Genomic DNA, 22,654 nt, shown 5'->3' with positions numbered 1-22,654 from the left:
CCCTCAAGGCTTGTCAGTCAGGTTTTTGCCGATCATCCGCACCAGGATGATCGCCGCGATATTGGCGATGACCACGGCAATCAAGCCGCCGGCGGAGGCCATGCCCACGTCGAACTGCACCAGCGCCTGGTTGTAGATCAGGTAGGCGAGGTTGGTCGAGGCGTAGCCGGGGCCACCGTTGGTGGTGGTGAAGATTTCGGCGAACACCGAGAGCAGGAAGATGGTTTCGATCATCACCACCACGGCAATCGGGCGGGCCAGGTGGGGCAGGGTCAGGTGCCAGAAAATCGCAATGGCGCCGGCACCGTCCAGGCGTGCCGCTTCCTTTTGCTCTTGGTCTAGCGACTGCATCGCGGTCATCAGCAGCAGGATCGCAAAGGGCAGCCATTGCCACGACACAATGATGATGATCGACAGCAGCGGGTAATGCGCCAGCCAGTCCACCGGTTCGGCGCCGAAGAACTTCCACACGGCGGCGAGAATCCCCGACACCGGGTGGAAAATCAGGTTCTTCCAAATCAACGCGCCGACGGTGGGCATGATGAAGAACGGCGAAATCAGCATCACCCTCACGATGCCGCGCCCCAGGAACTCACTGGCCTCCAGCAACGCACTGATCAACACGCCGAACACCACGCTGATCAGCAATACGCTGCCTACCAGCAATAGGGTATTGGTGGCGCCAGGCAGGAACCCCGAGTCGGTGATGAAGTAGCTGAAGTTTTCCAGCCCCACGAACTGGTTTTCGCCGGGGTAGAGCAGGTTGTAGCGGATCAGCGAAAAGTACAGGGTCATGCCCAGCGGCACGATCATCCACAGCAGCAGCAAGGCCACCGAGGGGCTGACGAGAAACCAGCCGGGGTTGGCCAGGCGGTTTTTGGTGGGTGTATTCATGATAATCAAGGCCAGATAGAGACAGGTGCGCAAAAGCCCTGTAGGAGCGAGCTTGCTCGCGAAAAAGGTACATCCGACACCGCGATGTGCTTGGAATACCTTCGCGAGCAAGCTCGCTCCTACAGGCTATGGGGTTACTTGGGGTAACCAGCCCGCTTCATTTCCCGCTCGGTGGTGGTCTGCGCGGCGGTCAATGCAGCCTCGACGGTCTGCTGACCGGTCAGCGCACCCGAGAAGAACTTGCCCACCTGGGTACCAATCGCCTGGAATTCCGGAATGGTCACCAACTGGATACCGATATACGGCACCGGTTTCTCGGTCGGCTTGGTGGGGTCGGCCACTTTCAGCGATTCCAGCGTCACCTTGGCGAACGGCGCGGCCTTCATGTACTCCTCGCTGTAGGTCGAGGTGCGTGTGCCCGGTGGTACGTTGGCGATGCCATCGGTCTTGGCCACAAGTTGGCCGTATTCCTTGGAGGTGGCCCAACTGGTGAATACCTTGGCGGCATCCTTGGCTTTGGAGCTGGTCGGGATCGCCAGGCTCCAGGAATACAGCCATGACGTGCCCTTGTCGGTCTTCTCGTGGGGCGCAAACGTGAAGCCGACATGCTCGGCGACCTTGCTCTGGCTCTTGTCGGTAACAAACGAGCCCGCCACGCTGGCATCCACCCAGATCGCGCACTTGCCGCTGTTGAACAGTGCCAGGTTCTCGTTGAAGCCGTTGCTGGAAGCACCCGGCGGGCCGGATTTCTTCATGTTGTCGACGTAGAAATTCAGCGCGTTCTTCCACTCGGGGCCGTTGAATTCCGGCTGCCACTTCTCATCGAACCAGCGCGCGCCGAAGCCGTTGGCCAGTGTGGTGATCAGCGCCATGTTCTCACCCCAACCGGCTTTGCCGCGCAGGCACAGGCCATATTGTTCTTTGGACTTGTCGGTGAGCTTGGCGGCGAATTCGCCGATCTGGCTCCAGGTCGGGTGCTCAGGCATGCTCAGCCCGGCGTCCTTGAACAGGTCGGTGCGGTAATAGGTGATCGAGCTTTCGGCGTAGAACGGCAGGGCATACAAGGAGCCTTTGACGGACAAACCGTCACGCACCGAAGGGAACACGTCATCAAGGTCATAGGAAGCCGGCAGGTCTTTCATCGGCTCCAGCCAACCCTTGGCGCCCCACAGTGCGGCTTCGTACATGCCGATGGTCAATACATCGAACTGCCCGCCCTGGGTAGCGATGTCGGTAGTCAGCCGTTGGCGCAACACGTTTTCTTCGAGCACCACCCAGTTCAGCTTGATCTCCGGGTGCTCGGCCTCGAAGGTTTTCGAGAGCTTCTGCATGCGGATCATGTCGCTGTTGTTGACGGTGGCAATGGTCAGGGTTTGCGCGCCAAGGCTGACGGCGCTGAGGGTCATGCATGCAGTCATGCAAGAACAGGCAAGCAGGGTTTTTACTGTGAACTTCATCGCGCACTCCATTTCCGCGCCCAGGGGGCTACAGAAGGACGGTTATTGTTGTTGTGTCTTCCTACAAGGAGTCAGGAAGAGTGTGCGTTGATTACAGCCTTCAAAAGCGGCGGTGACAAATCCTTGGGAGCACTGGGACTGATACTTTTTTGCACTGAGAATCTTCGAGCGCGGATCAGGCACCCGAAGAGGGGTAATGCCTATTTGCTATTTATAGGCACTCCCCAGCCAAACGGCTGACGATGTATCCGATACAAAGCCTTCCAGCACAGGCCCATAACCTGCCTGTGCTTTCGCGTCATAGGCATACCAGCTACCGTTCTGGCATACCGCATTGAGTTCGACCGGCTCGTTGGCTCCGGAGCGCAGAATGCCTTGCGCCATATTGGCCTGCTGAGCAAATTGCTCGCCCAGTTTGCGTGGTGAACAGACCGTCAGGGGTGTATGGGTGCTTTAGTGGTTTTTTTTCGAACGGGCCCCAGCACGCTGATGCTCTCGATCACCATTTTCCGGTTGGAGTCAAATTTGAAGCTTACCCACACCTCGCCAGTCGCCGTGGACCTGATGTAGAACCGATAAAGGCTTGGCTTTTCGACTGATATGTCGTTGAGCCGTCCTGTTCCTTCCGGATGAGCGGCGATGAGTGTTTCACCGGCTTGTTCGCCGCGCAGCCTGATGACCACTTCAACGTCGGCGGCCCCGGTCAGCGCTTTGCCCCAGTCTCTATTGACCGATGTCGAGAACCAGCGACTTTGTTTGTCGTAATTGTCGATATGTATCTGGCCTTCGCCGGTCCAGCCGAAGGTCTCTCCGGGTATTTCAAAGCGGCTGAACTCATTGATTGCACGAGGGGTGGCTGTTTTCTTCATGACGGGGCTCCAATGGACTATTCACAGAGCCAGAGTTCACAATCGCCGTGATCCAGGGAACTGTCACATCTACCAGTTCAGACGGGTGGGCGCTTGCTCAAGCCAGGCTCTGCTCAGTCAACGGGTGCGCCGCCCTGCGCGCGGGCTCATAACCTCAAAGCTCGCGAGCTGGCGGAGGCGGGGGGAGTAAAGATTTTCCACTCATGGTCATGGGGTCGACGTGGGTTGGGGAGCTTTTCCAAAATCCAATACCTGTCCTTCATGACTTCGAACTGTGTGACAGTACCGACGGGGGCCTTCACGGGAACGTTCAAGCGTTTGGATAACTCTTCAGCGAAACCTGTACTGCCGGATTTACTACTGATCATTCTGATTTGGGTAGCGCTGGTTTTTTCCAGCATGGGCGCGATCAGTCCAACGAACGCTTCGGGTGAATAAGACTGCGCATTTTTCAATTCGCTTTTGAAGGTCACTCCACCTTTGTCGCCATGCCCAATGATGTTTAATCGGATTTCATTACTGCCCGCTGGTCGATCCAGGAAGTACTCATACTGGCCGTCTTCAGAGGGGGTAAAGGCAATACTGTTTTTGATTTTTTCAGGCTCGGGTAGATCCTTGAAATCCTTGTACTCACCCAGGGCGTTGAGTTCTTTCGAGGGGCTTTGAATTTCGGCAGGGGCCGCACTTGTTCGTTTCTTGGACGAGCCGAAGCGCTTGGGCCGGTAATCGACTTCGATCTCCTCCCAAAGAGGTTTTTTAATAGTGCCCCAGTTAACATTTACTTTTTTGCCACTCTGTTTTTCCACGTGGGTAAATATATCAACGTCTTTCAGTTGTTTGTTTAACTCCATCTCTGCCAATTCGATAATGTCGGCTTTAGAAAATCTTGGGTACTTTGCCTTGTATTTTGCAAGGGCAGTTTTGTAGATATCCTCAGGATCTATGTCCGCATTGGATTTGTAGCCCACGACTACCGAGCCTTCATAACCCTTGACCGGCACGCCAGTAAGCGCGTGCAGTTGTGATGCCAGTGAGTTATCACCGCCCTTGGCGGAGTAACAGACCAGCAAACGCACTTCCGGATAGTCCCTGATATCAATGCCACGGGCGACAAGTTCATTATAAACGTCTTCAGCAGTAAGGAGTTTTTCATCCTCCCCGACAATCATCGCTCCTTGCTCGCCTTCAGGCTTGGCCGCGTGACCGACGATATTCAAGCGTTTAACTTCCTCACCTTTACGATTGTAAGTATCTACATTGGTCTGGATCTCACCGTCCACAGGTGTGATCTTTTCCAGCGGGCCTCCCATTCGAAAGCGTTGTGGCGGCGGGGTAAGGCGTGCATCGCCGTCGATCAATACGCTGGTGTTGGTTGCCGGCCTGTTTGAGGTGACGGCTGAAGGCTCCGACAATGAGCGCTCCTTGAACTGGGCGAGCAACGTCGTCAGGTTGACCAGCAGGTCCGTCAGGGCCGCCTCTTTATTTTGCGCGTCATCATCGAGCAGGACGCCCAGGTCATTGATTATGCCCTGGGACTGCATCATCAAGCCGAGCATGGCACCGGGCCCGCGCAATACTGGCAGGACAGAATTGAGCAACAGGAAGCCACCTTCCTTGAGGCTCGCCCAGCGGCTTTGTGCGTCGGATGTCGATTGCTGTCCGGCCAAGGTGATCAAGCTGCGGGCGTTGGCTTCGTACAGGTGGTTCATCAATGTTCCCGCCTGCAGCGTCTGTTGCAGGCGGGTATCCATGGCCAAGGGAATAGTTTTGTTCATCGGGACAGAGCCCAGGTTTAAACCGAATATCACCAGGTTTGGATGTTTGAAACCGTTGCCACTGTAGGTGTTGCGGGTCTGTTCGTCAGGCAACCAGGCGAGGATGTCGTTTTGCAGCTTGCCTTTGTTCTGTATGGCTTCCAGCAGCGCCTGGCGGGTTGGAAACTGCATCAACGACGCATCGCCCATCAGGGGGCGGTACAGGATGTGCGGGCCGTTCGTGCTGTCCTTGGGTTTGATCAGATAGGCGCCTTCGACCACATCGGTTTTCCCATTGGCCCGGTTATCGAACGCCAGCGGTCGGATCACGATTTCCTGGCCATCAACGATCCTGGGGCCAGGGCCTGGCTTGAATAGCTCCTGAACGTAGCGAAAACCCGTGGTGTTGAAACCGGACTCTGCCTTGATGCTCAGTTCCAGCGCCTTGAACTGCAGCTCCAGCGGTACTTGCTGAGCGAACAGTGCCTGGCGCCGGGCTTTTTCGGTTGGGTCGTCAAGCAGTTTTTTCCTCAGCAAGTCAGGGTAGGTTTTGCCGATATCAAGGTCGTCGACCAACTGCTTGAGTACGCCTTCTTTCTCCAGCTCCGGCACCCTGACTTTGAAGTCAGAGCCTTTATACTTGAGCCCTGTATTGTAAAAGACCTCAATCTGGCCGCTGGGTAATCCTGACAAGTTATTGAGGAGCATGTCTGTCAGGCTCATGGTCTGGCGGACGATTTCCCCGGCGGTACCCTGTGCCCCATAAGCGACTTTGAAGACCACCTCGAGTTTAGCCGCGGGGTGCGCCGTGAGTTTTTTGCTTCTGGGCAAAAAGTCGAATTGCTGCTGGGCGAACGTGTGGATGTCCTTGATATCGCTGTTGTAGCTGCGGCCTTCGTTCAGTTGGTTGAAGCTGGCCAGTCCCAGGCTGAGTTCATGCATGATGAAACGCTCGGCCTCGCCTGCGTTGCTCATCCAGTCGGGCAGTGTGGGCGGCTCCTGCACCGAACTGTCCGGGCCACGTGGGGAGGCAGGGGAAATCAGACTGCTGCCGAGATGCCGATTGATGAGGACGTCGGCCTGGCCATCGAACAGATTGCCGGTCATCTCTTCCTTTGAACCGCCCAGGCTTTCGAGCTCATCCCAACTGTTGAAGGGAGTGATTTTGCCGTTGGGCTCCACCAGCAGCAGGATGTCGCGATTGGCTTGCGCCAGGTAGCGATGAACCACCATGTTCGGTGCGGAGTCGGCCAGGCTGTAGACGGTGGCGCCCGATGAGTTGGGGTCAAGTGGGGCGGGGCGCGTGGCGCCTTCGGGATGCCTCACGACCATGTCGATGGTCTTGCGCTGTTCATCATCCAGGCCGGATTGTTTAAGGCTGGCCAGCTGCAGGTTGCTTTTCAGAATGCGGCTTACCAACGTCCGGTGACTGCCGCTGAAAACGGCACCGGTATCAATGCCCGTGTTGAACGCAGGTTTGGCCCAGTACTCACGCAAATTTGCCTCATAGGCCTGGTTCAGTCGGTCCGGCAGCGCACCCATGACGCCGCTCAGAGCTGAAAAGTCGAGGTCTAGCGGAGTGTCGGCAGCGGTGCCCGTGCGTGCCAGTCGATCGGGACGCGTGTCAAACGCCCTGGCGGAATCGAGGAAGTCTGGGGCGTCACCGCCAGTCAGGTAGTCGAAGGCAAGTGCCATCAATTGTGTGCGCTTGGGTTTGGAGGGATTGTCCGGATCGGGCGTTTCAATGGCAATCTGGTTGATGTCGAAATCCAGCCCTGGAGAGGCTTCCTTCAGCCTGTCGCTGAGCACTCGAGCGACCACCGAGTAAACGTTGGGCTCACCGGCAAACTGGCGACGGGCAATATCTGCGACGGGGTCAGTGGTGGCGCTCGAGGTTCCGATCGGTGTGGTGGCCGGTTCTGCGCTGCCGGGCGGCGCCGGCGGCTGCACGACGTCCGGGCGTTGTGCCTGGGGGAACTTGCCAGGCTCAAGCATGACCTGCAGCGCAAGGTTCTGTATGGCTTCATCCCGCATATGCCTGACGTGCTGAACGTCCTGTCGGTGGGGCCGCGCAGCATTGCCTTCAGGAGCAAGTAGCGATGGGAATGTCTTGATATCCTGCAACACCCGGATTTGCTCGAGTGCCTCGGCCTTCGTCGTCGGAACCCTCATGGCGTAAAAAGCACCGACGGCATGGGTGGTGGCGGTGTGTTCGCCGATATACACAATCGGGACGTTGTTCGTAGAGAGTTTGCGCACAACCTCGAAGACGTTGACAGCGGCTTCCTCGAAGCCATCGTCGTATTTGGAAAAACTGCTGCGTTTGCCGTTAATGGTGCCATCCAGAAATCCGGAAGGCGTTAGTTTCAGGTTTGAAATGTTGATGTTGTTATTCTTCGCAAACGTCGCGAACGGCTCGTTTTTGAGTGCGTGCGTCAGCTGTGACCAAAGCTGCCCGAATGTTGAGTGAGTTGGAATGTCATGGACTGTGCCGAAGGAAGACGGCATGTAACGGCTGGTAGCGTGTACATTGACCTCCTCCATCAGGGCGGTGGCGAGTTTATCTGCCATGTCCGCGTCAGCCTGACTCACCAACGGCTCGGCTGTGTTTCGGCCTTCCAGGGTCACTACACCGGCCGATGGGCTGCGTGGGGTCCGAATCAAGCTGGTTTGCGCGTCCACTGTTGCAGGGGATGGAGGCAAATTTCGGGGCGGGGTGGGTAAGGGCGAGTACGTTGCAATAATGCTCATGGGGGCCTCATGGGTACGATAAGAAAGCGCGTGGTCAGCAACTGACTTGTCACTTTTTGGTCATACACAGGGAGGCGTTCCGCCCCAGCTATTACGGGATGTGATCGGGACAGGCGTGAGAGCGTTCGCCAGATGGCCAGCTTGCGGTTTTTAACTGAAGTGCGAGGCGTCTACCGGCATCAGGTTCTGCTCCGTCAACCGCTGCATCGCCAACCGTCGGTAGTGGGAAGGGGTCATGCCCTTGAGTTGCTGAAAGCGTCGGTTGAAGTTGGAAATATTGTTGAAGCCTGACTCAAAGCACACATCCGTGACGGCCTTGTCACCGTCCGCGAGTAATTCACAGGACTTGCTGATGCGCAGCCGGTTGACGAATTCGATAAAGGTGCGACCGGTCGCCTGCTTGAACACCCGCGAGAAGTAGGTCGGCTTCATCCCCAGGTATTGCGCCACTTCTTCCAGCGGTAGCTCGCGGGCGTAATGTGCAAAGATGTAATCCACTGCCCGGTTGGTGCGGTCTATGCTGTGCTCGTCGGCCAATTGCGGCGTGGTTACGCCGGAGAGCAATTGGTAGTCCTCGCACACGCTCAACACGTCCAGCAAGATAAAAAACTGCCCCAGGCGCGCCATGCCCTTGGCGTCCTCGATGTATTGCATCAAGGTCATGGCCTGGGTGATGGTTTTTTTGCAGCGAAATTCGATGCCGTACTGCGCGCGCTCCAGCAGCGGTGCGAGGTTCTTGAGTTCAGCAAAAATATGGCTGCCGCTCTCGAACAGGTCATCGGTGAAGTTCACCAGCATGTCACGCTTGGGCACCACTTCGTCTTCTTCCACCTGGCTGATCCAGTTATGGGGCAGGTTGGGGCCGGTGAGGAACAGGCTTTCGGGGTAGAAGTTGCCGATGTAGTCACCGATAAACACCTTGCCGGAGCTGGCGACGATCAGGTGCAGCTCATATTCCTTGTGGAAGTGCCAGCGCACCAGCGGGCAGGGGAAGCCGTGTTGGCGATAGATGATGGACAGGCCGTTGTGGTCGTCCATCAACTCGTAGGAAGGGTCAGTAATGCGCGTTGCTCGGGTCATGCTGCCGTCGCTTTATTGTGATCGCTGCGTAGGATAATGCCCCGTCACGCACGTCCTCGCCAGCAGCAGTGTTTACAGGGTGCGGTTTTTCGCCTCGATCCACTGGGACATGTATTGGGTACTTTTATGCGCGTGGTGGCGCAGCATGCTGCCGGTGAAGTTGTCCCGGCGATGGGTAGCGAGGTCGCGGCGACAGCGTTCCAGGCATTCCACCAAGGCGGCCCCGTGGATGTCCTGGTCATAGCGCCGGGCCAGCAGTTGGCGCCCGTGTTCCTGGGCCCGGGTCCAGCGCTCACGGTCCTGATAAAGGGCCACGGCAGCGGCAGCCAGGGCCGGCGCATCCTGTGCAATCACGCCGGGCCAGGGCTGGTCATCGCCCATGGCCTCGGCGCCGATTGGGGTCGTGACACTGGGCGTGCCGCACAGCATGGCGTCGACCAACTTGCCCTTGATGCCCGCGCCAAAGCGCAACGGTGCCAGGCAGATGCGCGCGGCGGTCATGACTTGCAGCGCATCTTCGGCCCAGTTCATTACATGGAAGCCCTGGGCCTGATTGTGCAGGGCGGTGGCCTTGGGCGGGGTGTAGGCGCCGTAGATATGCAATTGGGCGCCTGGCAGTTGTTGGCGGATCAGTGGCCACAGGCGGTGCTTCATCCACAGCACCGCATCCCAATTGGGCGCGTGGCGGAAGTTACCGATGCTGAGGAAATGCGCACGGTCTTCAAAGGGCGCAAATGCGTCGGTGGGCGGTTGCAGCATCAAGGGGCACCAGTGGAGCAGGGCGGCAGGCACCTTGAACTGTTCGGTGAGCAGGCGGATTTCCACGTCGGAGATCATCAAGCTGATGTCACAGCGGTAAATGGCGGCGATTTCGCGTTTGGCCAGGTCGGTGTCGGCCATGCGTTGGAACTCGTCTTCCAGCGCCGGCGCGAACAGGGCGCTGAAGTCGTCGCTGTCGGGTTGGGCTTTCACCTGCTCTTTGAGCCGCTGGTGACGGGCGTCGCGCAGGCTTTGCAGGTCGGAGGTTTCCAGCACGCGCAGGGCGTCGGGGCAGCATTGTTCTACGCGCCAGCCGAATTGCTCCTCCATCATGAAACGGTCGAACAGCACGATATCCGGGGCCAGTTCGCGAATAAAGTCGTCGAAACTGCTGTTATTCAGTTCGATGGTGCGTTCGGCGATCCCGAGTGCCGGCAAGTCGGCCTTGTGCTCGCCAATGGTGGCCGGGCTGCTGAAGGTAATGTCCCAACCTTGCGTAAGAAAACTCTCAAGGATTTGCATCATATGCCCGCCCGCGGCCGAGGAGCGGGGCTCCGGCCAGACGTAACCAATGACCAGGACTTTGGTGACGGGCTGATTCATCGACGACGGTTTCCTTGAAGGGCGGGCGAAAAGCGCGCAATTAAACCACAACCTGACGACATGACAATTTGTGTCTGGCGGTAGGTAGCGTCGGCACTTTGTGGTTAACTTCCGCCTCTCGAATTTGTTTAACCAAAAACCAGCATAAGGATTCCGTTCATGGCTCAAGTCACCCTTAAAGGCAACCCGGTCCAGGTTGAAGGCGAACTGCCGAAAGTCGGCGCCAAAGCTGCAGGCTTCACCCTGACCGCCGGCGACCTGTCCAACGCCACCCTGGCTACCTTTGCCGGCAAGCGCAAAGTGCTGAACATCTTCCCAAGCGTTGATACCCCAACCTGCGCCACTTCCGTGCGCAAGTTCAATGCCCAGGCCAACGATGTGGCCAACACCGTGGTCCTGTGCATCTCCTCCGACCTGCCATTCGCCCAAGCGCGTTTCTGTGGCTCCGAAGGCCTGGAAAACGTTAAGAACCTGTCGGATTTCCGCAATGCCGACTTCGCCGTTGACTATGGTGTTTCCATCGCTGACGGCCCGCTGCAGGGCCTGACCGCTCGCGCTGTCGTGGTGCTGGATGAAAACGACAACGTGCTGCACAGCGAGTTGGTCAAGGAAATTGCTGAAGAGCCAAACTACGACGCCGCCCTGGCTGTGTTGAAGTAACTGTTTCTACGTATGACTGTCGTTTGGCAGTAACACGTATGATGCATGATTGCGGCCTGGCCTAGTCCAGGCCGTTTTTATTTGAGCGTCAGCGGTTTAGCGAAATAGCCGGTGGACTAAGATCAGAAGTTAAACGTTGTAAGCCCAAAGTAAATAGCCGGTAAAGGTGCTTTTCTTAAGGCCCCCCCAGTGCTTATCTTTCAGCCTCCCAAAGTAGAAGCTCTCGCGCCCAATGGTTGATCACTCCATGCAATCCTCCCCCCGCAACTCCCGCCGCTGGCTGTTTGGCCTGCTCGTGCTGCTGGTTATCGCCGGCCTGTGCTGGAAATTCTGGCCCAGCGGCGCGGCCCATAAAGACGCTCCGGCCGGGCACACGGGTAAAACCGGCATGGCACGCCCGGGCTTCGGCGGGTCCACTGGCCCAGTGCCGGTGCGCGTGGCCCCTGCAGTGCTGGGTGAGTTCCCGGTGTACTACAAGGCGCTGGGTACGGTCACGGCGCTGAACACCATTAATGTGCGCAGCCGGGTGGGCGGCGAGCTGGTCAAGATCGCCTTCGAGGAAGGGCAAATGGTCAAGGCCGGTGACCTGCTGGCAGAAATCGACCCGCGCAGCTACCAGAACGCCTTGCTCCAGGCCCAGGGCACCTTGCTGCAGAACCAGGCCCAGTTGAAGAACGCCCAGGTCGATGTACAGCGTTATCGCGACCTGTACGCCCAGGACAGTATCGCCAAGCAAACCCTGGACACCGCCGAAGCGCTGGTGTTGCAGTACCAGGGCACGGTCAAGACCAACCAGGGCGCGGTGGACGACGCAAAGCTCAACCTGGAATTCACCAAAATCCGCGCGCCCATCAGCGGCCGGGTCGGTTTGCGCCAGCTTGACGTCGGCAACCTCGTCGCCGCCAACGACACCACCGCCCTGGCGGTAATCACCCAGACCCAGCCAATCAGCGTGGCCTTCACCCTGCCGGAAAATACCCTGGAAACCGTGCTGGCTCGTTACCACGCCGGTAACAAGTTGCCCGTGGAAGCCTGGGACCGTGGCGACGTGAAAAAGCAGGCGGTCGGTGTACTGCAAAGCCTGGACAACCAGATTGACGTCACCACCGGCACGCTGAAGTTCAAGGCGCGTTTCGATAACAAGGACCAGGCGCTGTTCCCCAACCAGTTCGTCAATGTGCACCTGCTGGCTGATACCTTGAAGAACGTGGTGCTGGCGCCATCTGCGGCGATCCAGTTCGGCAACAATGGCACCTTTGTCTACAAGCTCGACGGCGACAAGAAGGTCAAGGTCCAGCCCTTGGTGGTAGGTGACACCGATGGCGAAAACACCGTGATCAAGGAAGGCCTGGTCGCTGGCGACCGCGTGGTGCTGGAAGGCACCGACCGCCTCAAGGACGGCAGCGAGATCGAAGTGGTCAACGCCAGCAGCGAGGTGCCGACCACGCCGACCGAGCACCTGCAAGGCAAGCCCGCAGCGAAAGGGGAGACCGGGGCTGACGCCGGCAAGGCGCAAAAGGTCGGTTCATGAACCTGTCGCGCCTGTTCATCCTTCGCCCGGTCGCCACCACGCTGAGCATGCTGGCCATTGTCCTGGCCGGCATCATTTCGTACCGCCTGCTGCCGGTGTCGGCGTTGCCCCAGGTGGATTACCCGACTATCCGGGTGATGACCCTGTACCCCGGCGCCAGCCCCGATGTGATGACCAGCGCGGTCACCGCACCGCTGGAGCGCCAGTTCGGGCAGATGCCCGGGCTGACCCAGATGGCCTCTACCAGTTCCGGCGGCGCCTCGGTGCTGACCCTGCGTTTCAACCTCGACATCAATATGGATGTGGCCGAGCAACAGGTGCAGGCCGCGATCAACGCCGCCACCAACCTGTTGCCCAAGGATCTGCCGGCGCCGCCGGTGTACAACAAGGTCAACCCGGCGGATACCCCGGTGCTGACCCTGGCAATCACCTCCAAGACCATGTTGCTGCCCAAGCTCAATGATTTGGTCGACACACGCATGGCGCAGAAAATCGCGCAGATCAGCGGTGTCGGCATGGTCAGCATCGCCGGTGGCCAGCGCCAGGCCGTGCGTATCAAGGTCAACCCCGAGGCCCTGGCGGCCAATGGCTTGAACCTCTCGGACGTACGCGCCCTGATCGCCGCCTCCAACGTCAACCAGCCCAAAGGTAACTTTGACGGCCCCACCCGCGTTTCGATGCTCGACGCCAACGACCAACTGGTCTCGCCCGAGCAATACGCCGAACTGATCCTGGCCTACAACAATGGCGCTCCGCTGCGGCTCAAGGATGTCGCGCAGATCGTCGACGGCGCCGAAAACGAGCGCCTTGCCGCCTGGGCCAACGAGAACCAGGCCGTGTTGCTCAATATCCAGCGCCAGCCGGGCGCCAACGTGATCGAGGTGGTAGACCGTATCAAGGCCCTGCTGCCGAGCATCACCGACAACCTGCCGGCCGGCCTGGACGTGACGGTGCTCACCGACCGCACCCAGACCATCCGCGCCTCGGTCAAAGACGTACAGCACGAGCTTCTGATCGCCATTGCCCTGGTGGTCATGGTGACGTTCCTGTTCCTGCGCCGGGTCAGCGCCACGATCATTCCGTCCATCGCCGTGCCGCTGTCCCTGGTGGGCACCTTTGGTGTGATGTACCTGGCCGGATTCTCCATCAATAACCTGACGCTGATGGCCTTGACCATCGCCACCGGGTTTGTGGTGGACGACGCCATCGTGATGCTGGAGAACATTTCGCGCTATATCGAGGAAGGCGAGACGCCGATGGCGGCCGCGCTCAAGGGCGCCAAGCAGATCGGTTTCACCCTGGTGTCCCTGACGCTGTCGTTGATCGCGGTATTGATCCCGTTGCTGTTCATGGCCGACGTGGTCGGGCGGCTGTTCCGTGAGTTCGCCATCACCCTGGCAGTGGCGATCCTGATTTCCCTGGTAGTGTCCCTGACCCTCACGCCCATGATGTGCGCGCGCCTGCTCAAGCGCGAACCCAAGGAAGAAGAGCAGGGCCGCTTCTACAAAGCCAGCGGCGCCTGGATTGATTGGCTGATCGAAGCCTACGGCCGCAAGTTGCAGTGGGTGCTCAAGCACCAGCCGCTGACGTTGCTGGTGGCGATCGCCACCCTGGGGCTTACGGTGGTGCTGTACCTGGTGGTGCCCAAGGGTTTTTTCCCGGTGCAGGACACCGGGGTGATCCAGGGTATTTCCGAGGCGCCGCAGTCGATTTCCTTTGCGGCCATGAGCCAGCGCCAGCAGGAACTGGCGAAGATCATTCTCGCCGACCCTGCGGTCGAGAGCCTGTCGTCCTACATTGGCGTGGATGGCGATAACGCCACCCTCAACAGCGGCCGCTTGCTCATCAACCTCAAGGCTCACGGCCAGCGCGACTTGAGCGCAGCCGAGGTCATCACCCGCCTGCAACCGCAGATTGACAAGCTGGTGGGTATCCGCCTGTTCATGCAACCGGTGCAGGACCTCACCATCGAGGACAGGGTCAGCCGTACCCAGTACCAGTTCAGCATGTCCTCCCCGGACGCCGAGTTGTTGGCGTTATGGAGCGGCAAGCTGGTACACGCCCTCAGCCAGTTGCCGGAACTCACCGACGTGGCCAGTGACCTGCAGGACAAAGGCTTGCAGGTGTACCTGGTGATCGACCGCGACGCGGCCTCGCGCCTGGGCGTAAGTGTCTCGACCATCACCGATGCGCTGTATGACGCCTTCGGCCAGCGCCAGATCTCCACCATCTACACCCAGGCCAGCCAGTATCGAGTGGTGTTGCAGGCCCAGTCCGGCGAAACCCTCGGCCCGGCGGCCCTCAACCAGATCCATGTGAAAACCACTGACGGTGGTCAGGTACGGCTGTCGAGCCTGGCCCATGTGGAACAGCGCCAGGCGCAATTGGCAATTGCCCATATCGGCCAGTTCCCGGCGGTGATGATGTCGTTCAACCTGGCGCCCGGCGTAGCGTTGGGCAAAGGCGTGGAACTGATCAACCAGACCCAGAAGGACATCGGCATGCCGGTGGGCGTGCAAACCCAGTTCCAGGGCGCGGCCCAGGCGTTCGAAGCCTCGTTGTCGAGCACCTTGCTGTTGATCCTGGCGGCGGTGGTCACCATGTACATCGTGCTCGGTGTGCTCTATGAGAGCTACATCCACCCGATCACTATCCTATCGACCTTGCCGTCGGCGGCGGTGGGGGCCTTGCTGGCGTTGCTGCTCAGTGGCAATGACCTGGGCATGATCGCGATCATCGGCATCATCCTGCTGATCGGTATCGTGAAAAAGAACGCGATCATGATGATCGACTTCGCCCTCGACGCCGAACGCAACCAGGGCCTGGACCCGCAGACCGCGATCTACCAGGCCGCGCTGTTGCGCTTCCGGCCAATCCTGATGACCACCCTGGCTGCCTTGTTCGGCGCGGTGCCTTTGATGCTAGCGAGCGGCTCCGGCGCCGAACTGCGCCAGCCCCTGGGCCTGGTGATGGTCGGCGGGTTGCTGGTGAGCCAGGTGTTGACGCTGTTCACCACGCCGGTGATCTACCTGTACTTCGATCGTCTTGGCCGGCGCTGGCGCAAAGAGCCACAACGCCTGGAGCCGGTTGAGCCATGAATCTGTCCGGACCTTTCATCCGCCGGCCGGTCGCGACCATGCTGCTGAGCCTGGCGATCATGTTGCTCGGTGGCGTCAGCTTCAATTTGTTGCCGGTGTCGCCATTGCCGCAGATCGACTTTCCGGTGATCGTGGTGTCGGCCAGCTTGCCCGGCGCCAGCCCCGAGGTGATGGCGTCTACGGTGGCCACGCCGCTGGAGCGCTCATTCGGCGCGATTGCCGGTATCACCACCATGAGCAGCTCGTCGAGCCAGGGCTCTACCCGGGTGATTCTGGCGTTCGATTCCGACCGCGACATCAACGGGGCGGCGCGGGAAGTGCAGGCGGCCATCAACGCGTCGCGCAACCTGCTGCCCAGTGGCATGCGCAGCATGCCCACCTACAAGAAGATCAACCCGTCCCAGGCGCCGATCATGGTGCTGTCGCTGACCTCCGACGTGTTGCAGAAAGGCCAGTTGTACGACCTGGCCTCGACCATTCTGTCCCAGAGCCTGTCCCAGGTGCCGGGTGTGGGCGAAGTGCAGATCGGCGGCAGTTCGCTGCCGGCGGTGCGCATCGAACTGGAACCCAAGGCCCTCGATCAGTACGGCGTCGCCCTGGACGATGTGCGCAACACCATCGCCAATGCCAACCAGCGCCGGCCCAAAGGCTCGCTGGAAGACAGCGAGCGCAATTGGCAGATCCAGGCCAACGATCAGCTGGAGAAAGCCAAGGATTATGAGCCCCTGCTGATTCGCTATCAGGATGGCGCAGCCCTGCGTCTCAAGGACGTGGCGAAGATCACCGATGGGGTGGAAGACCGCTACAACAGCGGTTTCTTCAACAATGATTCGGCGGTGTTGCTGGTGATCAACCGCCAGTCCGGCGCCAACATCATCGAAACCGTGCGGCAGATCAAGGCGCAGTTGCCGGCGTTGCAGGCGGTGTTGCCGTCCAGCGTCAAGCTCAGCCTGGCCATGGACCGCTCGCCAGTGATCACTGCCACCCTGCATGAGGCGGAAATGACCCTGCTGATTGCCGTGGGGCTGGTGATCCTGGTGGTGTACCTGTTCTTGGGTAACTTCCGTGCTTCGCTGATCCCGACCCTGGCGGTGCCGGTGTCGCTGGTGGGCACCTTTGCGGTGATGTACCTGTATGGCTTTTCGCTGAATAACTTTTCGCTGATGGCGCTGATCCTCGCCACCGGTTTGGTCGTGGACGATGCCATCGTGGTGCTGGAGAACATTTCCCGGCACATCGACGACGGCGTGCCACCGATGAAAGCCGCGTACCTGGGCGCTCAGGAAGTCGGTTTTACCTTGCTCTCGATGAACGTGTCGCTGGTGGCGGTGTTCCTGTCCATCCTGTTCATGGGCGGGATCGTCACTAACCTGTTCCGTGAGTTTTCGATCACCTTGTCGGCGGCGATCATCGTTTCGCTGATTGTCTCGCTGACCTTGACGCCCATGCTGTGCGCCCGCTGGCTCAAGCCGCATGCGAAGGACCGGCAGACCGGTTTGCAACGCTGGAGCCAGAAGGTCAACGACCGCATGGTCGCCGGCTACGCCACCAGCCTGGATTGGGTGCTGCGCCATCGGCGCCTGACCTTGCTCAGCCTGTTCGTCACCGTGGGCGTGAATATCGCGCTGTACGTGGTGGTGCCCAAAACCTTCATGCCCCAGCAGGACACCGGCCAGTTGATCGGCTTTGTGCGCGGTGACGATGGCCTGTCGTTCAGCGTCATGCAGCCGAAGATGGAGATCTTTCGCCAGGCGGTGCTCAAGGACCCGGCGGTGCTCAGTGTGGCCGGCTTTATCGGTGGCAACCAAGGCACTAACAACGCAGTGATGCTGGTGCGCCTCAAGCCGCTTGGCGAACGCAAGATCTCCGCCCAGGCGGTGATCGAGCGCCTGCGCAAGGAGGTGCCGCTGGTGCCGGGCGGGCGCTTGTTCCTCATGGCCGACCAGGACCTGCAGTTCGGGGGCGGCCGCGACCAGACCAGCGCGCAATATTCCTACATCCTGCAAAGCGGCGACCTGGCCGCGTTGCGCCTGTGGTACCCGAAAGTGGTGGCGGCGATGCGTGAGTTGCCGGAGCTGACCGCCATCGACGCCCGCGAAGGCCGCGGTGCGGCCCAAGTGACGTTGATTGTCGACCGCGACCAGGCCAAGCGCCTGGGCATCGACATGGACATGGTCACGGCGGTGCTCAACAACGCCTACAGCCAACGGCAGATTTCCACCATTTACGACAGCCTCAACCAGTACCAGGTGGTGATGGAGGTCAACCCAAAATACGCCCAAGACCCGATCACCCTCAACCAGGTGCAGGTGATCACGGCCGACGGCGCACGGGTGCCGTTGTCGACCATTGCCCACTATGAGAACAGCCTGGCCGACGACCGCGTCAGCCATGAAGGCCAGTTCGCTTCGGAGAATATCGCCTTCGACATGGCGCCCGGGGTCACGGTGGAGCAGGGCACGGCGGCTATCGAGCGTGCGATTGCCAAAGTCGGGTTGCCCGAGGATGTGATCGCCAAGATGGCCGGCACTGCCGATGCGTTCGCCGCGACCCAGAAAGGCCAGCCGTTCATGATTCTCGGCGCGCTGGTGGCGGTGTACCTGGTGCTGGGTATCTTGTATGAAAGCTACATCCACCCGCTGACCATCCTGTCTACGCTGCCGTCGGCCGGTGTCGGTGCGTTGTTGGCGATCTACCTGCTCGGGGGCGAGTTCAGCCTGATCTCGCTGCTGGGTTTGTTCCTGTTGATCGGCGTGGTGAAGAAGAACGCGATCCTGATGATCGACCTGGCGCTGCAATTGGAGCGCAACGATGGCATGAGCCCGCTGGAGTCGATCCGCAGCGCCTGTCTGTTGCGCCTGCGGCCGATTCTGATGACCACCCTGGCCGCGATCCTCGGTGCCTTGCCGTTGCTGCTCGGCAGTGGTGATGGTGCGGAGATGCGCCACCCGTTGGGCCTGACCATTATTGGCGGCCTGGTGTTCAGCCAGGTTCTGACCCTTTACACCACCCCGGTGGTTTACCTTTACCTGGACCGCGCGCGCCATCGCTTCAACGCCTGGCGCGGCGTGCGTACCGATGCTGCCCTGGACACTGCGCTATGACCGACTCAACCCAATCCCTCGTAGCTGCGGGCCTGCTGTGGCGAGGGAGCTTGCTCGCGCTGGGCTGCGAAGCGGCCCCCAAAAAGCCTGGGAGTGCTTCGCCCTCCAGCGGGAGCAAGCTCCCTCGCCACAATAAAGCTGCCGGAAATGGCATGAAGTTATTGGCCGTGATGATGTGTGGTGTGTTGCTCAGCGCCTGCGCCATCGGCCCTGACTACAAACGCCCGGACGTCATCGAGCCGGTGCAGTTCAAGGAGGCCCAAGGCTGGCGCCAGGCTAACCCGAGCGACTCCCTGGCGCGTGGCGCCTGGTGGGAGCTGTACGGTGACCGACAACTCAATGACCTGGTGGTGCGCCTTAACACGTCCAACCAGACCGTCGCCCAGGCCGAGGCGCGTTTTCGCCAGGCACAGGCGCTGGTACGCAGCTCACGGGGGGGCTTTTACCCCAGCGTTGACCTGAGCGTCGGCAAGACCCGCGCCAGCCAGGGCACCGGCAGCAGCAGTGCCAGCCTCAGTAGTTCCAGCAGTGGTATCCGCGACACCCTCAACGCCCAGTTGGGCGTGAGTTGGGAAGCCGATATCTGGGGCAAGTTGCGCCGAGGCCTGGAGGCCAACGAAGCCAGCGCCGAGGCGAGCTCGGCCGACCTGGCCGCGATGCGCCTGAGCCAACAGTCCGAACTGGTGCAAAGCTACCTGCAACTGCGGGTCATGGACGAGCAGACGCGTTTGCTGCAAGCCACGCTGGACACGTACCAGCGCTCATTGAAAATGACCGAAAACCAATACCGTGCCGGTGTGGCTGGCAAGGATGCCATCGCCCAGGCGCAAACCCAGCTCAAGACCACTCAGGCCAGCCTGATCGATCTGATCTGGCAGCGTGCCCAATTGGAAAACGCCATCGCCGTACTGATCGGTGAGGCGCCAGCCAACTTCAACTTGGCGGTGAGTAAAGACATCCCGGCCCTGCCGCAGATACCGGTGAGCCTGCCGTCCCAGATGCTGGAGCGTCGCCCCGATATCGCCTCGGCCGAGCGCTCGGTCATCGCCGCCAACGCCAATATTGGCGTGGCCAAGGCTGCCTATTACCCCGACCTGACCTTGAGCTTGGCGGGGGGCTACTCCAGCAGCACCTATGAAGATTGGATCAGCCTGCCAAACCGCTTCTGGTCGGTAGGGCCGAAACTGGCGATGACCCTGTTCGATGGCGGCCAACGCTCGGCGGAAGTCGACCGCACCGTGGCCAGCTATGACGAGACCGTGGCCAAATACCGCCAGACCGTACTGGACGGTTTCCGTGAGGTGGAAAACTACATGGTCCAGCTCAAGGTGCTCGCCGATGAGGCGGTGGTCAGCAATGAAGCACTGGAAGCCGCGCGTGAATCCTTGCGCTTGACCGAAAACCAGTACAAGGCCGGGTTGATTGCCTATCTGGATGTGGTCACGGTGCAGGCGACGGCATTGAGCAACGAGCGCACGGTATTGACCTTGCTGCAGTCGCGGCTGGTGGCCAGTGTGCAGTTGATCGCAGCATTGGGCGGAGGCTGGGATGGCCAGACCTCCCTGGCCGAAAAGGAGTAACCGGATACGCCGCGCATCCTGTGGGAGCAAGATCAAATGTGTGGGCTTGCCCCAATGCCAGTCAGTCAAGCACAGCACCCTGTGGGGAGCTGGCCTGCCTGCGAAAGCGTTAGTGCAGTAGCATATGCGGTGACTGACACACCGCCTTCGCGGGCAAGCCCGCTCCCACAGGAAATCTGCGCAAGCCCCGCACATTTTGATGTCCATGATGTGGTTGAAAACAGCCAGATAAAGCCAGCCGATTGACGCCAGAAATTGCGTGATGGCCAATGGATTAATTAATCACCTGTCCTGTATTCATACTCGCTACAATCGCCCGATTTGCCACCCGGCACGGGCTTTTGCGCCGGTCGCCTGCGAGACGTCCCATGCTGATCGGTAGCTATTCAACCTCCCTTGTCGTGATTTCCCTGTGCGTGGCCATCCTGGCGTCCTACACCGCCTTGGACCTGGCCGGGCGTATCGCGACCGCCAAGGGGCGTGCCGTTTACCTGTGGATCACGGGTGGCGCAGTGGCGATGGGCGTCGGCATCTGGTCCATGCACTTTATCGGGATGTTGGCCCTGCGCCTGCCGTTTGCCCTTGGGTTTGAGGTAGGCATTACCCTGTTGTCGCTGTTGATCGCCGTGCTATCCAGTGGCTTCGCGTTATGGCTGGTCAGCCAGCCACGCTTGCCGGCCTGGCAACTGGCGTTTGGCGCACTGGTGATGGGGGCCGGTATCGCCAGCATGCATTACACCGGCATGGCCGCGATGCGCATGACGCCGGGCATCGACTACGACCCGGCCTTGTTCGGCGCTTCGTTGTTGATCGCGGTGGTGGCTTCCGGCGCCGCGCTGTGGATCGCCTTCAACCTGCGGCGCAACACACCTTATGTGCGTCTGGCTCGGGGCGGCGCAGCCGTGGTGATGGGCGTGGCCATCGTTGGGATGCACTACACCGGGATGGCTGCGGCGCGCTTTGCCGATGACAGCTTCTGCGGTGCCGCACTGACGGGCCTGAGCGGCAAGGGCCTGGATAACCTGGTCTTGGTCACTTCGCTGGCGGTATTGGTCATTGCGCTGTTGACGTCGGTGCTGGATGCGCGCCTGGAAGCGCGCACCGCCGTACTCGCCGATTCCCTGACCCTGGCCAACCAGGAACTCACCCACCTGGCCCTGCATGACATGCTCACCGGCCTGCCCAATCGCACCTTGCTGGCAGATCGCATACAACAAGGCATCCAGGCGGTGCACGAGCGGGGCGGTTGCTTTGCCTTGATGTTTATCGACCTGGATGGTTTCAAACCGGTCAACGATGCCTTTGGTCATCACCTGGGCGACCAGTTGCTGCGCGAAGTTGGCTTGCGCCTGCGCGAGGACTTGCGCAGCCAGGATACCTTGGCCCGCATCGGCGGCGATGAGTTCGTGTTGCTGGTGCAACTCACCCAGCCCGATGATGCGATGGGCTTGGCCGAGCGCCAGGTGGGCCTGATCAACCGCACGTTCACGGTGGCCGAGCATGAGTTGCAGATCTCGGCCAGCATCGGCATCGCCATGTTCCCGGGCAACGGTAGCAACCCCCAGGAACTGCTGATGAACGCCGACGCGGCGATGTATCACGCCAAGGGCATGGGCAAGAATGGCTACAGCTTCTTCGATGTGTCGATGAACACCAATGCGCGCAAACAACTGCAATTGCTGCAGGACCTGCGCATTGCCCTTGAGCAGGGGCAATTTCGTTTGCATTACCAACCCAAGTTCGACGCCGTCAGTGGTCTTGCCGTGGGGGCCGAGGCGCTGTTGCGCTGGGAGCATCCGCATCAGGGCTTGCTGATGCCCGCTACGTTTATTGCACTGGCGGAGAAAACCGGGCTGATCATTCCCATCGGCGAATGGGTGCTCGATGAAGCTTGTCGCCAGATGAGTCAGTGGTACGCACAGGGTTATGAGCACTGGCGCATTGCCGTGAACCTCTCGGCGTTGCAGTTCTGCCACGCCGGGTTGGTCAACAGCGTAGCGGCTGCACTGGAACGGTACCAATTGCCGGCCAACAGCCTCACGCTGGAAATCACCGAGACCACCGCCATGAGCGATGCCGATGCGAGCATGACGGTATTGCAGCAACTGTCGGACATGGGGGTTGACCTGTCCATCGATGACTTTGGCACCGGTTACTCCAGCCTGATGTACCTCAAGCGCCTGCCGGCCAACGAGCTGAAGATCGATCGCGGTTTTGTGCGTGACCTGGAACACGACAGCGATGACGCGGCCATCGTCTCGGCCATCGTGGCCCTCGGCCAGGCCCTGGGCCTGCGGATCGTCGCCGAGGGGGTGGAAACCGATGTGCAGCAGCACTTCCTCACCCGCCTGGGGTGTGACTCCTTGCAAGGCTACTTATTGGGGCATCCATTGCCGGCCGATAGCTTCATGGCGAATATCCGGGGCGCCGAACAGCCGGCGCCTGACAAAAGCAGTCAGTGACGGGTATTCTTGGATCCAACCCTAAACATCCGGTTGAATCGGGAGGCCGCAG

12 protein-coding genes are annotated in these 22,654 nt (G+C 59.9%); 6 read left to right on the top strand and 6 right to left on the bottom strand.

Features of this window, described 5'->3' with window-relative positions; translation table 11 throughout:
• Positions 1-3: 3 nt before the first annotated feature.
• From FXO12_RS05760 to FXO12_RS05735, 6 genes are all read right to left on the bottom strand, one after another.
• Complete coding sequence (locus tag FXO12_RS05760; RefSeq protein ID WP_014718700.1) at positions 4-894, bottom strand: carbohydrate ABC transporter permease; 891 nt, start codon at positions 892-894, stop codon at positions 4-6.
• 134 nt (positions 895-1,028) lie between these two features.
• Positions 1,029-2,351: a sugar ABC transporter substrate-binding protein gene (locus FXO12_RS05755; protein WP_054897451.1), complete on the bottom strand. Its 1,323-nt coding sequence runs from the start codon at positions 2,349-2,351 to the stop codon at positions 1,029-1,031.
• A gap of 434 nt (positions 2,352-2,785) precedes the next feature.
• Positions 2,786-3,220 (bottom strand): hypothetical protein, encoded by a 435-nt coding sequence (locus FXO12_RS05750; protein ID WP_034127648.1) that lies wholly within the window; start codon positions 3,218-3,220, stop codon positions 2,786-2,788.
• A gap of 146 nt (positions 3,221-3,366) precedes the next feature.
• Positions 3,367-7,545, bottom strand: coding sequence for a dermonecrotic toxin domain-containing protein (locus FXO12_RS05745; protein WP_125919873.1), 4,179 nt, complete (start codon positions 7,543-7,545; stop codon positions 3,367-3,369).
• 330 nt (positions 7,546-7,875) lie between these two features.
• Complete coding sequence (locus FXO12_RS05740; protein ID WP_057977219.1) at positions 7,876-8,805, bottom strand: AraC family transcriptional regulator; 930 nt, start codon at positions 8,803-8,805, stop codon at positions 7,876-7,878.
• A gap of 72 nt (positions 8,806-8,877) precedes the next feature.
• The gene (locus tag FXO12_RS05735) at positions 8,878-10,167 is read right to left on the bottom strand and encodes a glycosyltransferase (protein ID WP_057977220.1); all 1,290 of its coding nucleotides are present in this window, start codon (positions 10,165-10,167) and stop codon (positions 8,878-8,880) included.
• A gap of 159 nt (positions 10,168-10,326) precedes the next feature.
• On the opposite strand from FXO12_RS05735, the gene tpx reads away from it, so the two are divergent.
• From tpx to FXO12_RS05705, 6 genes are all read left to right on the top strand, one after another.
• The gene (tpx, locus tag FXO12_RS05730) at positions 10,327-10,827 is read left to right on the top strand and encodes a thiol peroxidase (RefSeq protein WP_057977221.1); all 501 of its coding nucleotides are present in this window, start codon (positions 10,327-10,329) and stop codon (positions 10,825-10,827) included.
• A gap of 232 nt (positions 10,828-11,059) precedes the next feature.
• Positions 11,060-12,358 (top strand): MdtA/MuxA family multidrug efflux RND transporter periplasmic adaptor subunit, encoded by a 1,299-nt coding sequence (locus FXO12_RS05725; protein ID WP_054921437.1) that lies wholly within the window; start codon positions 11,060-11,062, stop codon positions 12,356-12,358.
• Entirely contained in the window at positions 12,355-15,456 is a 3,102-nt protein-coding gene (locus FXO12_RS05720; RefSeq protein WP_014718694.1) for an MdtB/MuxB family multidrug efflux RND transporter permease subunit, read from the top strand. The genes FXO12_RS05725 and FXO12_RS05720 overlap by 4 nt, the downstream gene beginning before the upstream one ends.
• A complete protein-coding gene (locus tag FXO12_RS05715; protein WP_057977222.1) occupies positions 15,453-18,560 on the top strand; it encodes an efflux RND transporter permease subunit in 3,108 nt (1,035 codons plus the stop codon). Before FXO12_RS05720 ends, FXO12_RS05715 begins: the two co-directional genes overlap by 4 nt.
• Before the next feature lie 152 nt (positions 18,561-18,712).
• Entirely contained in the window at positions 18,713-20,140 is a 1,428-nt protein-coding gene (locus FXO12_RS05710; protein WP_160049588.1) for an efflux transporter outer membrane subunit, read from the top strand.
• A gap of 368 nt (positions 20,141-20,508) precedes the next feature.
• Positions 20,509-22,602 (top strand): bifunctional diguanylate cyclase/phosphodiesterase, encoded by a 2,094-nt coding sequence (locus tag FXO12_RS05705; RefSeq protein WP_054898711.1) that lies wholly within the window; start codon positions 20,509-20,511, stop codon positions 22,600-22,602.
• The last annotated feature ends 52 nt before the right edge of the window (positions 22,603-22,654 follow it).

The organism is Pseudomonas sp. J380 (genome assembly GCF_009827115.1).
Classification (GTDB): Bacteria; Pseudomonadota; Gammaproteobacteria; order Pseudomonadales; family Pseudomonadaceae; genus Aquipseudomonas; species Aquipseudomonas paracarnis.
Note: the sequence above shows the minus strand (reverse complement) of the source record. Positions and strands in the feature narration are given on the sequence as shown.